This window comes from Streptomyces sp. DH10, from assembly GCF_029813805.1.
In the GTDB taxonomy this organism is placed as follows: domain Bacteria; phylum Actinomycetota; class Actinomycetes; order Streptomycetales; family Streptomycetaceae; genus Streptomyces; species Streptomyces coeruleofuscus.
This window is the reverse complement of sequence record NZ_JARVKU010000011.1, coordinates 89676-102977: the sequence shown is the minus strand read 5'-3', so window position 1 is coordinate 102977 and position 13302 is coordinate 89676. Positions and strand designations below refer to the sequence as shown.

12 protein-coding genes are annotated in these 13302 nt (G+C 71.6%); 2 read left to right on the top strand and 10 right to left on the bottom strand.

Features of this window, described 5'->3' with window-relative positions; translation table 11 throughout:
• Positions 1-78: 78 nt before the first annotated feature.
• Positions 79-645, bottom strand: coding sequence for a hypothetical protein (locus QC385_RS23045; RefSeq protein ID WP_279543227.1), 567 nt, complete (start codon positions 643-645; stop codon positions 79-81).
• A gap of 325 nt (positions 646-970) precedes the next feature.
• On the opposite strand from QC385_RS23045, the gene QC385_RS23040 reads away from it, so the two are divergent.
• The gene (locus QC385_RS23040; protein ID WP_279543226.1) at positions 971-1405 is read left to right on the top strand and encodes a protease inhibitor; all 435 of its coding nucleotides are present in this window, start codon (positions 971-973) and stop codon (positions 1403-1405) included.
• Between the two features lie 154 nt (positions 1406-1559).
• Here QC385_RS23040 and QC385_RS23035 read toward each other — a convergent pair whose 3' ends face one another.
• From QC385_RS23035 to QC385_RS22995, 9 genes are all read right to left on the bottom strand, one after another.
• A complete protein-coding gene (locus tag QC385_RS23035; RefSeq protein ID WP_279543225.1) occupies positions 1560-1766 on the bottom strand; it encodes a CDGSH iron-sulfur domain-containing protein in 207 nt (68 codons plus the stop codon).
• Positions 1747-2421, bottom strand: a complete 675-nt coding sequence (locus tag QC385_RS23030) for a HemK2/MTQ2 family protein methyltransferase (RefSeq protein ID WP_279543224.1) — start codon at positions 2419-2421, stop codon at positions 1747-1749. Before QC385_RS23030 ends, QC385_RS23035 begins: the two co-directional genes overlap by 20 nt.
• Entirely contained in the window at positions 2422-3435 is a 1014-nt protein-coding gene (locus QC385_RS23025; RefSeq protein ID WP_279543223.1) for an iron-containing redox enzyme family protein, read from the bottom strand.
• 133 nt (positions 3436-3568) lie between these two features.
• Positions 3569-3757, bottom strand: coding sequence for a hypothetical protein (locus QC385_RS23020; protein WP_279543222.1), 189 nt, complete (start codon positions 3755-3757; stop codon positions 3569-3571).
• Between the two features lie 46 nt (positions 3758-3803).
• Complete coding sequence (locus QC385_RS23015) at positions 3804-4811, bottom strand: Ppx/GppA phosphatase family protein (RefSeq protein WP_279543221.1); 1008 nt, start codon at positions 4809-4811, stop codon at positions 3804-3806.
• 85 nt (positions 4812-4896) lie between these two features.
• Entirely contained in the window at positions 4897-7719 is a 2823-nt protein-coding gene (locus QC385_RS23010; RefSeq protein ID WP_279543220.1) for an NHLP bacteriocin export ABC transporter permease/ATPase subunit, read from the bottom strand.
• 1 nt (position 7720) lies between these two features.
• Complete coding sequence (locus QC385_RS23005) at positions 7721-9946, bottom strand: NHLP family bacteriocin export ABC transporter peptidase/permease/ATPase subunit (RefSeq protein WP_279543219.1); 2226 nt, start codon at positions 9944-9946, stop codon at positions 7721-7723.
• On the bottom strand, positions 9943-10749 hold the full coding sequence (locus tag QC385_RS23000; RefSeq protein ID WP_279543218.1) for an HlyD family efflux transporter periplasmic adaptor subunit: 807 nt from the start codon (positions 10747-10749) through the stop codon (positions 9943-9945). The genes QC385_RS23005 and QC385_RS23000 overlap by 4 nt, the downstream gene beginning before the upstream one ends.
• Positions 10750-10865: 116 nt before the next feature.
• Complete coding sequence (locus tag QC385_RS22995) at positions 10866-11081, bottom strand: type A2 lantipeptide (RefSeq protein WP_086851420.1); 216 nt, start codon at positions 11079-11081, stop codon at positions 10866-10868.
• A gap of 745 nt (positions 11082-11826) precedes the next feature.
• On the opposite strand from QC385_RS22995, the gene QC385_RS22990 reads away from it, so the two are divergent.
• Complete coding sequence (locus QC385_RS22990) at positions 11827-13245, top strand: S1 family peptidase (RefSeq protein WP_279543217.1); 1419 nt, start codon at positions 11827-11829, stop codon at positions 13243-13245.
• Positions 13246-13302 lie beyond the last annotated feature (57 nt).

Sequence of the window (13302 nt, the reverse complement as noted above, 5' to 3'; positions counted from 1 at the left end):
GGCGCCGCGGGCGGACGACACCAGAGGACGGTTCATCCATTCCCGGTGCTGTGAGTGGACCGATCGTCCACTTCGGGGTCACTCCTCGTCATCCGTGTGCTCGGCGTGATCCGCTTGATCCGGCTCGGCGTCCGGCCCCTGGGCCCGGACCCGCTGCACGTGTTCGAGGGAGTCGCGCAACTCCGCGAGCCAGTCGTCGGTGTGACGCTGGACCAGGCGCACGCACCAGGCCAGCGCGTCGCTGCGGCTGCGGGCGACGCCGCCGGCGATCAGGGTGTCGAGGACCTGGCGCTCCGGCTGGCGCAGCCGCGTCATCACGGGCGCGGCCACGTGTGTGAAGAGCGTCCGCCGTCCGCCGCACTCCACACCCCAGGACACCTTCCGGCGGAACCGGTGCTCGGCCTCCCGGGCCACGGCCATCCGGTCCTCACGCGTGCGTTCCCGGAACTCCTGCACCCGGCTCTCCAGGGCCGCCTCCCGCTCGGCGGCCGGGGCGTCCTCGGCCAGCCGGGGTGCGGGGATGCGGCCGATCACGGTGATCTCCTCGCGGTCGACCGTGATCTCGGTCAGTTCCTCGAAGAGGTCGTCGGGAAGGCGGCCGGCGAACCAGCCGCGCAGTTTCTCTCGCTGCTCTGTCGTAATCATGTAATGACGATTACTCGGCCCGAGCATGAACACAAGGGGTCGCGAAGCAGTCGGCCGAGAGCGGAATCGGAATGTTTCAGGCCTATTAACGAACACGCGGAAATCGGCCATCTGGCCGCTTCGTGATCCCGGAGCCCGCGCGGTTACGGGCTTCACGTGGGCGCGTTCCGTAACTTCGCGCCACTGATTCAACACGCAAGGTTACTGAAACCGGTGGGGTCGATGTGTGTTTCGGAGGCGGACTCGGCAGACTCGCGTTCGCCGTCCCGGGCACCGACCGAGCACGGGCCGGCACACCCTGTAATCGAGCGGAAGGATGCACACAATGCGGAACACCGCGCGCTGGGCCATGACTCTCGGCTTGACGGCCACCGCCGTCTGCGGACCCCTCACCGGGTCCGCGCTCGCCACTCCGGATCAGGCCCCCACCGCGCTCTACGCCCCCTCGGCCCTCGTTCTCACGGTGGGCCACGGTGAGAGCGCGGCCGCAGCGACTCCGGAACGCGCGGTCACCCTGACCTGTGCCCCGAGGTCCTCCGGCACGCACCCGGTCGCCGCCTCGGCCTGCGCGGAACTGCGCGGCGTCGGCGGCGACATCCACGCCCTGACCGCCGCGGACGGCGTGATGTGCACCAAGCAGTACGACCCGGTGGTCGTCACCGTCGACGGTGTCTGGCAGGGCCAGAGGGTCTCGTACGAGCGCACGTTCTCCAACGAGTGCGTGAAGAACGCCTACGGTTCCGGCGTCTTCGCGTTCTGAAAGACCGGGATCGCGCCGTTCCCGTGAGACACAGCGGTTCGAGGCTGGGGAGCCGGGCCGCTGTCGCGGGGACCTGCGATCTCGTACGAGGGGGCCGGTGGGCGGAGTGGGGCCGCCCGCCGGCCCCTGGGTTCGCCGGCCACCGCCGCCGGGCTCAGGCCCGGTCGCGGTGGCTCGTGTCGCACCACGGATAGCGCCGGCTGCGGCGGCAGGTGCACAGGGCCACGCGGAAGCGGTCCGAGGTGACGACGGAACCGTCCTCCAGTTCCACCTCCACCGGGCCCTCCATCAGCAGCGGGCCCTTGCGCTGGACCGTGACGCGGCGCGGCGTCGCGGACCGGTCAGACGGGGAGTTCGGCACGGACGACCACCAGCTCTTCCTTGTCCTCGGCGGGCGGCAGCAGCCCCCGCTCCCGCAGCCAGCGTTCCCGGCCCCGCAGCACCGGGCCCAGCGCGATCCGCCGCCGGCACGTCACCGCGGCCTTCAGGCCGGACGCACGCAGCTGCCCGACGGTCACGTCCGGGCCGCTCAGCGCGGACTGCACCAGCAGCAGCACCCCGCCCGGACGCAGCAGCTCAGGCGCCTCCCGGCAGATCCGGTCCACGACCAGCCGTCCGTCGTCGCCCGCGTCCCAGGCCCGGGCCGCGCCCCGCGGCCGTCGGGCACCGTCCGGCGCCGGCACGTACGGCGGATTGGCCAGGATCAGGTCGAACGACTCGTCGCGCACCGGATCGAAGAGATTGCCGCGCCGGATGCGGACCGGCAGCCTCGCCCGTACGGCGTTCAGCCGCGCGGCCCACACCGCCCTGCGCGACACGTCCACGGCGGTCACACGGAAACCCCGTCGCGCGGCCTCCAAGGCCAGGGCACCGGTGCCGGTGCCGACGTCCAGGACCTCCGCGCCGGGTGGCAACGGCTCGTCGAACAGGGCGCCGGCCAGCAACTCTGTGTCTTCCTGTGGGGCGTACACGCCCGGGGGTACCAGTGGGTTCACGGTGCTCGGGTACCCGGGCATTCAGGAGATATGGGCTGCTTCCAGGGCGAGCGGGGCATGCAGTGACGAACGCGACGCACGCCAGTCGGCGAGCAGCCGGGTGGCGAAGCGGTCCTCGACGAACTCGGTGGCGTCGATCCCGAACGCGACGTCCGGGGCCAGGTGCGGCTCCTCCGCCAGGAGACCGCCGATGACGTCGTGGCGCACCACCTGCTCGTGGACTGCGTCGGCCTCGACGTGCTCGTCGTAGAAGTGCTCGGCCGCCGGCCCGGCGCCGGTGCGGCGCATGGCCTCGGCGAGTCGCCGCGATCCCGGTGACGAGGTGATCTCGACCGTCGCGAAGTGGCCGACCAGGGCACCCCTGAGGGCCCGGTGCAGGCCGAAGAGGGACATGAGGTTCACCGTGACCAGGGCCTCGGCGCACGCCGCGTCGAGGTAGCGGCCGTACGTCGTGTCCAGGCCCAGGTCCGTCATCAGGTCGGCGAACAGCCGGGCGTGCACACGGTCGGCCCGGCCGCCGCCCCACTCGTCGAACTCCACCGCCGCCATCGCCGCCTTCGCCCGGCCCCACAGCCGCGGCAGCACCCAGGCGTGCGGGTCCGCCTCCTTGAGGTGGTACAGGGAGCGCTGCGCCGCGTACTCGCGCAGGTGCCACAGCTCGCCCTCGTCGCGCAGGTAGTGGGTGACACCCGCGCCGTCGACGGGCTCGACCAGGAGGTCCGCCAGCGCCTCGTCCACGCTGTCGTGGACCCGGGCATCGGCCCGCAGGGCGGACAGGAAGCGGTGCTCCAGGGCCGCCCGGACACGCAGCAGGCCCGGGTCCCACTCGCGGTCGGGGGACACCCCCGCGAACCCGCGGTAGTGCAGCTCGTAGCACAGGTAGAGCGCCAGCTGGAGATCCTCGCCGTACACCTCGGCACGGGCGACGTCCTCGAGGCGGGGCAGCCGGCCCGCGCCCCGCAGGTACGCCTCGACGCCCTCGCTCAGCGGGCCGCGCGAGGGTGGCAGTCCTGGTTCTTCACGGTGGTGCTCCATGCGCACCGGGTACCCGGCCGGCGCCCGGGGTCACCTACCCGCGTAGCACCGGCGTGGAAAGGCACTGGGGTGGAAAGGACTGGGCACGTCATCGAGGGCCGGGCGTGGGCCCGGCCCCTCCTGACTCCCCATTTCAGTCCCCGCGGGACTCCTCCTGGGCGCGCGTGTTGGGAGTGATGGCCTCTCCGGCCTCGCCCCGGTGGCGGCGCTGCTCGGCGGAGTCCTGCGTGCGGTTCTCGGCGTTCTCGATCTCGCGCAGGACCTCCTCCAGCGCCGTCTCGGGCTGCTTGCCGGAGCTGTCCTGATTCTTGTCCTGGGACACGGGGGTCTCCTTTCTGCGTCGGTGCGTCCGTCCGGTCCGCCGGTGCTCAGCTGGAGGCGGTGGCGATGCGCAGCGGCACCGGGTCGGGCGGGGCCGCCTCCTCGTTGCGGCGGGTGACCTCCGCCCACCAGGCGGGGCCGTCCTCGATGTGCCGCAGCAGCACGCCCTCACGGATCGCCCACGGGCAGACCGTGACGGACCGGATGCCGGTCAGTTTCATCGCGGTGTGCGCGACCACCGCTCCGGCCAGGCTCTGCGCCGCCCGGGGCGCGGAGATGCCGGGCAGCAGCGCGCGCTCGGCGGCGGGCAGGGCGGCCAGCCGCGGGATCGCCTCCCGCAGCGCCGTGCGGTGCAACTGCCGGTCCACGAACGGGCCGTGGCGTCCGGGTGCCGTACCGCACAGCCGTCCCAGCTGCTGGAAGGTGCGGGAGGTGGCGACCGCGGTGCGCGGGCCCTCCCAGCGGATCCGCGCCGCGACGTCCCGCAGCTGGTGGCGGACCTTGCGGCGCAGCGCCCGCACCCGCTCCGGCGACGGCGGGTCCTCGTCCTTGAAGAACTCGTGGGTGAGCCGCCCCGCGCCCAGCGGCAGCGAGGCCACGAAATCGGGCAACCGGCCGCGCCCGAAGGCGACTTCGAGTGAGCCGCCGCCGATGTCGAGCAGCGCGAGCGGCCCCGACCGCCAGCCCATCCAGCGCCGGGCCCCCAGAAACGTCAGTTCCGCCTCGACCTCGCCCGGCAGGGTGCACAGGTCCACGCCCGTACGGGCCCGGACGGTGTGCAGCACCTCGTGCCGGTTCGGCGCGCCGCGTACCACGGCGGTCGCGAACGCCAGCGGGCCGGCCGCACCCCAACGGGTGGCGGTCCGGCTCGCCTCGGCGACCGCGTGCACCAGCTGTTCGACGGCCTGCTCCGGGATGGGTCCCCCTGGTGTGACCTGCTCGGACAGCCTGAGCCGCCACTTGGCGGTGTGCACCGGAAGCGGTACGCCGTCGTCCGCGTCCGCGACCACAAGTCTGACCGTGTTCGATCCCACGTCCACCACGCTCATTCGCATGGGCCGTGGGTACCCACTTCTGACGGAGACCAACGGTCCGGGCCGCGGGGCAGGGCGAAGACACGCCACCGCGGGCCGCGGATCGTCACGCCATCTGGCGCCGCACCAGCTCGTGCAGCCGGCCGCTGGTGTCGGCGAGCAGCTGTGCGGGCGGGCCCTGCTGGACGACCTTGCCGTCCTCCATCACCACGACCCGGTCGGCGTCCAGCACGGTCGACAGCCGGTGGGCGATGACGATCCGGGTGGCGTTGAGGGCCTTGGTGCTCTCGATGACCGTGCGCTGGGTCTCGTTGTCGAGGGCGCTGGTCGCCTCGTCGAAGAAGAGGATCCGCGGCCGGCGGATCAGCGCCTGGGCGATCATCAGCCGCTGGCGCTGGCCGCCGGAGACGGCGCCGCTGCCCGAGACGATGGTGTGCAGGCCCATCGGCATCCGCTTGATGTCCTCGGCGAGCCCGGCCATCTCGGCCGCCGCCATCGCCTCCTCCGGCGTGTACGGCTCGGTGCCGCAGATGACGTCCAGGATCGAGCCGGTGAACGGCTGCGCGTGCTGGAGCACCACACCGCACTGGCGGCGCACCGCCGACTGGTCGAGCGCGGCCAGGTCCTGACCGTCGTAGAGGACACTGCCCGACACCGGGCGGTCGAAGCCGATCAGCAGGCGCAGCAGCGTCGACTTGCCGCAGCCGCTCGGGCCGACGACCGCGACGAACTCGCCCGGCCGCACCTCGAACGACACGTCGTCCAGGACCAGCGGACCGTCGTCCGAGTAGCGGAAGGACAGCCGCCGCGCCTCGATCGCCCCGGTCAGCGGACCCGGGCGGGTGCTCGCCGTGCGCACCTCGGGTGTCGCGTCCAGAACCGGCTTGATCTCTTCGAACAGCGGCAGCGCGGCCACGGCCGAGACGAACGCGTTCGTCAGCTGGGTCACCGAGGTCAGCACCATCGTCACCGAGGTGTTGAAGGTGAGGAACGCGGCCGCCGACATCGAGCCCCGGGCCGGACCTGCCAGCAGCATGAACATCAGCAGCGTGCACAGCGGCAGGTACACCGCGCCCAGCACCGACGTGAGGTTCTTGATGCGGCCGACCTTCTGCTGGAGCTCACGACTGCGCGCGAACTGGGACGCCCACGCGGCGTACGCGTAGTTCTCGGCGGCGGCCACCCGCAGCTTCGGCAGACCGCGCAACGTCTGGAAGGCCTGGTTGTTCAGCTTGTTGGAGAGCACGACCAGCCGCCGCTGCCACCGCACCTGCCACAGCCCGAGTCCCAGGAACACGGCCGCGATGACGACGAGCATGCCGACCGCGGCCATCGCCATCGGCACGCTGAACCACAGCAGCAGCCCCAGGTTCATCGCCCCGACCGTCACCGACTGGGTGACCGTCGGACCGACTCCCGCCAGCAGTCTGCGGATCGAGCTGATGCCCATGGCCGCGCTGGCCAGTTCGCCGGTGGAGCGCTCGGTGAAGAACCTCGTCGGCAGCCTGAGCAGCCGGTCCCACACGGCAGGCTGGAGCGTGGCCTCGATGCGGCCCTCCAGCCGCAGGATGGTCAGGTTCTGCAACAGCATGAAGGCCGCCGCCACCACGCTGCTGAGCATCACCGCCAGGCACACCTGCACGATCAGGTCCGTCTGCGCCTTCGGCACGAACTCGCCGAGCACCTTGCCGGTGGCGATGGGCACCAGCGCGCCGATCGCCACCGTCACCAGTCCGCTGAGCAGCAGCCCCGTCAGGTCCCGGCGTGTGCCCCGCATGCAGAACCGCAGCAGCCTGAGCGGGCTGAGCCGCCGCTCGGGCAGCGGGCGGTAGAACATCACCGCGCGCGGCTCGAACTCGTCGGCGTTGGCCTTCTCGATCGGCGTCTCACGCCCCGTCGACGGATGGACGGCGACATATCCGCCGCGCCGCCACAGCAGCGCCACCGGCGCGCCGGACAGGGCCCGGTGACCGACCAGCGGCCCGACGTCGTCCCGCCACCAGCGGCCGTCCAGGCGCACCGACCGGGTACGGACCCGGGAGGCCAGGGCGACCTGCTCGACCGGGTCGAGGCGGTCGCCGCCGGTGCCCTTCTGGGTGGGCTCGGTGAGGCTGATCCCGGCCGCCTGCGCGACGAGCTTGCACGCCGCGTACGTGGCGTCGGCGTCGGCCGCGGTGGTCCGCTTCGACGACCGCTTGCCGATGGAGGCGAGCAGCGTCCGGTCGGCCTGGGCGCGTACCGCCTCACCGGCCTTGATGCCCTCGGCCGTCCGCGACTCGTGCGTGCGCTCCAGCTGCTCGATCCAGCGGTCCAGCGTGGTCAGCAGCCGGTACTGCTGGTCGACCATGGTCTGCCACAGCGCCGGGTCCATCAGCAGGTCGGCCGCGGCCTCCGCGCCGTACAGCGAGCCGTACTGGACGCTGCCCGGCGGCACCTGCATCCAGAACACGTCGTCGTCCGTGGGCGCGGCGGCCCGCTCGGTCGCCATCGGCGCCTGGAAGAGGATGGACAGGCTGCGGCCAACCCCCAGGGCGAGGGCGTACTCCAGCGGGCTAGTCGTCGGCGGCACGTACTGCGGGTTGCCGTACTCGTCGTACGACCAGGTCGCGGTGTTGGCGGGCTGGTACAGCTCGCGCAGGCCGATGCGGTGCACCACGCAGTCCCGCAGCGGGCGGGCCACCAGGGTGTGCTGGGGCCCCGCCACGGGTCCGAGCACCAGCGAGCCCGCCTCCAGGCGGCCCAGGTGGTGCCAGTGGCCCTGCTGGCCGGCGTCCACCGCGAACAGGTCGACGGCACCCGACGCGACCAGCCACAGCACCTGCGGGCCCTCCAGGTCGAGGCGGTTGAACCCGGTGCAGTCGATGCGCGAGCCCATCTGCCCGAACGCGTCGAGGACGAGGTCACCCTCGTGTCCCTGAACGGCCGTCATCTCACCGCTCCCTGACCAGGGCCGCGTACGCTCCGCCGCGCGCCACCAGGTCCTCGTGCCGTCCCCGCTCCACGATCGTGCCGTGCTGGAGGACGACGATCTCGTCGCTGTCGCGGACCGTGCTGAGCCGGTGCGCGATCACCACACAGGCACAGCCGCGCCTGCGCAGGTTGTCCATGACGACCAGCTCGGTCTCCGCGTCCAGCGCGCTCGTCACCTCGTCGAGGACCAGGATGCTCGGCCGGCGCACCAGCGCCCGCGCGATCTCCAGGCGCTGGCGCTGCCCGCCGGAGAAGTTGCGCCCGTCCTGCTCGACCTTGCTGTGGATGCCGCCCGGACGCCGCGTGATCACGTCGTGCAGGGCGGCGTCCCGCAGCGCGTCCTCCACCGCCTCGTCCGGGATCGACGGGTCCCACAGCGCCACGTTGTCGCGGACCGTGCCCTCGAAGAGGAACACGTCCTGGTCGACGAAGGAGACGGAGGCGGCCAGCGCCCCCCGTGGGATGTCCTCGATGCGCTGTCCGTCGATGCGGATCACGCCCTCCCACGGCGCGTACAGGCCGGAGATCAGCCTCGACACCGTGGACTTGCCGCTGCCGGACCCGCCGACCAGCGCGACCTGCTGCCCGGGACCGACCGTCAGGTCGAAGCCGGTGAGCAGGGGCTTGTCGAGCGGGCTGTAGCCGAAGGTGATGTTCTCCAGCTCGACATGGCCCTGGAGGCGGCGCGTCGACTCGCCGGACTCGGGGCGGCCGTAGAGCGGATCGGCCTTGAAGTTCTCCACGTCCTTCAGCCGTGCCACGTCGGCCGCGAAGTCCTGGATACGGCCCGCGACGCCGTTGAGCCGGGTCAGCGGGGCCGTGAACCGGGTGACCAGGGCCTGGAAGGCGACCAGCAGACCGACCGAGATGTGACCCTCGACCGCCCGCATGCCGCCGATCCACAGGATCAGCGCGCTGTTGAGGGTGGCCAGCGTCGGCGCGACCACACCCAGCCAGGCACTCGGCACACCGAGCCGCTGCTGTTCCTCCAGGGTGGTGGCGTGCTGCCCGGCCCACTTGCGGAAGTAGCCGTCCTCGCCGCCGGTCGCCTTCATCGTCTCGATCAGCTGGAGGCCGGTGTAGGCGGTGTTGGTCAGCCGGGCCGTGTCGGCGCGCAGCTTCGCCGTGCGCGTGGCCCGTAGCCGGATGACGACCCGCATGGCCACGACGTTCAGCAGCGCCACGCCGATGCCGACGAACGTCAGCTGCGGGTCGTAGGTGTACAGCAGCACCGCGTACAGGACGACGACGACCGCGTCCACGCCCGCCGCCGCGAGGTCGCGGGACAGCGTCTCGGCGACCGCGTCGTTGGACTGGAGCCGCTGTACCAGGTCCGCCGGGCTGCGCTGGGAGAAGAACGTGACCGGCAGCCGCAGCAGATGGCGCAGGAAGCGGGCGCTGGAGAGGGTCGAGGAGATGATCCGGCCGTGCAGCAGGTTGGCCTGCTGGAGCCAGGTGAGGACGACGGTGAACAGGACGCACGCCGCCATCGCCGTGAACAGCGTCGGCAGCAGCGAGGTCTGGTTCCCGATCAGGAACTCGTCGATATAGGTGCGGCTGAGCGCGGGCACCGCCGCGCCGACCGCCACCAGCAGCAGGCTCGCCAGGACGGCTGCGGGCATCGTGCCCGCGGTGCCGCGCAGCCGCGCGGGCATCGCGCCCAGGATGCCGGGCTTGCGGCCGCCCCGACTGAAGTCCTCGCCGGGCTCCATGACCAGCACGACACCGGTGAAGCTGCCGTCGAAGTCCTCCATGGGGACAAACCGGCGGCCCTTGCCCGGGTCGTTGATGTAGACCCCACGGCGGCCGAAGCGGCGGCCCATGCCGTCGTAGACGACGTAGTGGTTGAACTCCCAGAACAGGATGGCCGGCGACTTCACCTCGGCGAGGGCGGCCAGGTCCATCTGCATGCCCTTGGCCGTCAGGCCGTAACTGCGGGCCGCCTTGAGGAGGTTGCTGGCGCGTGAGCCGTCGCGGGAGACGCCGCAGGCGATGCGCAGCTCCTCCAGCGGGACGTGCTTGCCGTAGTGGCCGAGCACCATCGCGAGGGAGGCGGCGCCGCACTCCACGGCCTCCATCTGGAGCACGGTGGGCGTGCGGACGGTCTTCGCCGCGGCCTTGGGCACCTTGCGCTTTGGCGGGGCGGCGCGGCGCCGGCCCCGGGTGTCCGGTGCGGTCGCGGTCACGGCAGCAGCCAGTCGACGGGACGCTGGTCGGCCAGCCGGATCGACCCCGAGGCCAGTGTCATGGAGTTCAGCTTGAACGGCGGCCCGTCCGAGGAGGACCACTTGTAACCGCTTTTCGTGGCGGACGACTTGTCCAGCCGGACCGTCACGGCCACCGGCCTGCCCTTCTTCGTGAACTGCTCGCCCAGCTGGCTGTCCCCGAGGAACGCGGCGATCGCTTGCGGAGACTGGGCCGAGCGGTCCACCGACTTCACATGGCCGCGCAGCACGCCGTACTCCTGGGTCGGCACCGACTGCACGGTCAGGTCGACGGCGGCGTCGTCGGGGACCGAGGCGGCGTTCTCGGCGGGGACGTAGACCGTCGCGTACAAGGCGTCCGTGGTGCGGGCGACCTTCTCGACGGCGGCGACGTTCGCGCCCGTCTGGATGATCTGCCCGACGGTCGCGGCGAGCGCGGAGACACGGCCCGCGTCGAGCGTGCGGACGACGGTTTCGCCCTTGGACGTACGGACCTTGAGCACGGGGGAGTTGGCCGGCAACCGCTCGCCCTGCTTCGCGAGCACCGAGGTGACCTGGCCCGCCACCGGGCTCTGGAGGAGATAACTGCCCTGCCCGTGCGTGAGGATGGCGGGTGCGCTGACGGTGGAGGTCACCGAGCCGGTCACCGCCCATGCCGAGGCGGCCGCCATCGCGACCACCGTCACCGAGAGCACGAGCCAGCCCTGCGGGCGGGCGAAACGCACCGGAAGGTCGAGTTCTTCCGGCGACTGGAGCTTGGCGAGGGCCTGTTGGCGGAACTGCAAGGAACTTCCCTCACCCGTAGAAGAGGTACTTACAGCCGTAGCGGACGTGGTTACGGCACCCGAAGATCCCGGAACCGCCGGCTGCGGCTCCGGGAGTCAACGGCACTGGGGCTCGATCAGAGACCGGCGACCAGGTTGGTGACCGGGGCCGTGTTCAGGCCGGTGGCGCCCTCGACGGTGCCGACGGCCGTGTTGACCAGGCCGGAAACCGGGGCGATGCCGTCGACCGTGTCGGTGACGGTGTTCACGGCGTTCACGGACAGGCCGCCGGAGACGGCGTCGAGCTCGGCGTCGGCGATCTCGACGGTCTCAACCTGGGGGGTGGAGTTCATGATGGAACTTCCTTCCGTATGGATATCTCACAAGGGGGGAGCGGCCCCCTCTGGGGACAGATGACGGCCGCGACCGCGGGTGCCGGACTCCCGTTTCCGAGTGTCCTGAGCGGCCCCCGCGGTGCGATGGATCAAAGCACGCTGCGGGCGCGGGCTTCCAATCAACCACCCGTCCCACCAGGCAACTTGCGCCCCGGAGGCACCGAAGCGTGCAGGTGTGGGCACGCCTTCGTGGCGACTTCTTCACATGCGGCACGGCATCGGCCCATCCGGCCCCTTGCACCGTGGAACGGCGAATCCGGCACTCCCGCCCCAAAGGCATGACCGACGCGGTCGGCGCGCGGATAACCCTCGACTCGGTGACCGGGTTGAGCATTCGATGTGCAGATTCGCTGAAGGTGAGATTCCGCTCAGCGATCTCAACAGATCGTTTACGGTCGGACACGGACCGTGTTCGTTCGGTATGCCGTCACGAGCGCCGCATCTGAAACGCCGTCATCCGGCCATGGGCGAGAAGCGGATCGACGCGTTTCCTCCTCCCCGGCGTGCCGCTGTGACCAGGGCGGTCGCAGACCGTGCGGTCGGTGTCCGGGTGGCGGGAGTTGGCTGATTCCGCGATGCGAATGGATCACTTGCAAACGGAATTGAACGCCCCGGACGGCACGTGCGTACCAACAGCCATCCAGGCGCCCCCCAAGAGCTGCCGGACGGCGGCACCTACTCCGTTCCCCAGGAGGAGAGAAGTTTGAGTCACAAGCGAATTCCGAAGCGCAAGGCCGCGATAGCGGCGGGCAGCGTGGTGGCGCTCGGCGCGGCCGCGATCCTGCTCCCCAACGCCAACGCGTCGCAGGACGGTTCGTCCGACGACGCGGCGGCCGCGCCGAAGACCCTGAAGGCGGGCGACGCCTCGGATCTCGCCTCGCAGCTCTCCGGGCTCCTCGGTGAGGCGTTCGGCGGCTCCTACTACGACAGCGACAGCCAGCAGCTCGTCGTCAACGTCGTACCGGGCGACAACAACAACGTGGTCGTGCAGGCGAAGGCCGCGGGCGCGAAGGTCCGCGAGGTCGACAACAGCTGGTCGGAGCTGAAGAGCGGGGCGCAGACCCTGAAGTCGGACGCGACCATCGCGGGCACCTCGTGGGCGATCGACCCGCGCACCAACAAGCTCCTGGTGACGGCCGACAGCACCGTCACCGGTGCCAAGTGGGACAGACTGGAGTCCACCGTGCAGAGCCTCGGCTCCGGCATGGCGACCCTCAAGAAGTCCGCGGGCACCTTCAAGCCGTTCGTCTCGGGCGGTGACGCCATCTTCGCGGGCGGCTCGCGCTGCTCCCTCGGCTTCAACGTCACCGCGGGCGACGGTTCCCCGGCGTTCCTGACGGCCGGTCACTGCACCCTCGGCGGCAACGAGTGGTCGGACACGCAGGGCGGCCAGCCGATCGCCACGGTCGACCAGTCGACCTTCCCCGGCGACGGTGACTTCGCACTCGTGAAGTACGACGACCCGGCGACCGAGGCGCCCAGCGAGGTCAACACCGGTGACCAGACCGTCCAGATCACCGAGGCCGCGGAGGCGACCGTCGGCCAGGAGGTCTTCCGGATGGGCAGCACCACCGGGCTCGCCGACGGCCAGGTCCTGGGCCTCGACGCCACGGTGAACTACCCCGAGGGCACCGTCACCGGCCTCATCCAGACCAACGTCTGTGCCGAGCCCGGCGACAGCGGCGGCTCGCTGTTCACCCAGGACGGTCTCGCGATCGGCCTGACCTCGGGCGGCAGCGGCGACTGCACGGTCGGCGGCGAGACGTTCTTCCAGCCGGTGACCACCGCCCTGGAGGCGGTCGGCGCGACCCTCGGCGCGGGCGGCGCGGCCGGCGGCGCGGGTGACGAGGCCGGTGCGGGCGAGGAAGCCGGTGCTGGTGAGGACGCCGGTGCCGGTGCCGGTGCCGGTGAGGAAGCGGGCGCCGGTGAAGAGGCCGGAGCCGGCGGTGAGGCCGGTGCGGGTGCGGGCGAAGACGCCGGTGCCGGTGAAGAGGCGGGTGCCGGCGCTGGTGCCGGTGCCGGTGAGCAGGCCGGAGGCGAGGACGCGGGCGCCGGAGCCGGTGCCGGTCAGGACGCGGGCCAAGGGGTCGAGGACAACTCCGGTCTGACCGAGTCCCGCTGACCCGAGAACGTCGGCAGCCGGTCCGACGCAGCCGGCCCGGTTCCGCCCCCTTCCTGG

Bases quoted from the DNA above. Each gene is read 5' to 3' on its own strand.
- QC385_RS23045 (WP_279543227.1), bottom strand. From the start codon at position 645: ATGATTACGACAGAGCAGCGAGAGAAACTGCGCGGCTGGTTCGCCGGC.
- QC385_RS23040 (WP_279543226.1), top strand. From the start codon at position 971: ATGCGGAACACCGCGCGCTGGGCCATGACTCTCGGCTTGACGGCCACC.
- QC385_RS23030 (WP_279543224.1), bottom strand. From the start codon at position 2,421: ATGCCCGGGTACCCGAGCACCGTGAACCCACTGGTACCCCCGGGCGTG.
- QC385_RS23025 (WP_279543223.1), bottom strand. From the start codon at position 3,435: ATGGAGCACCACCGTGAAGAACCAGGACTGCCACCCTCGCGCGGCCCG.
- QC385_RS23015 (WP_279543221.1), bottom strand. From the start codon at position 4,811: ATGCGAATGAGCGTGGTGGACGTGGGATCGAACACGGTCAGACTTGTG.
- QC385_RS23010 (WP_279543220.1), bottom strand. From the start codon at position 7,719: ATGACGGCCGTTCAGGGACACGAGGGTGACCTCGTCCTCGACGCGTTC.
- QC385_RS22995 (WP_086851420.1), bottom strand. From the start codon at position 11,081: ATGAACTCCACCCCCCAGGTTGAGACCGTCGAGATCGCCGACGCCGAG.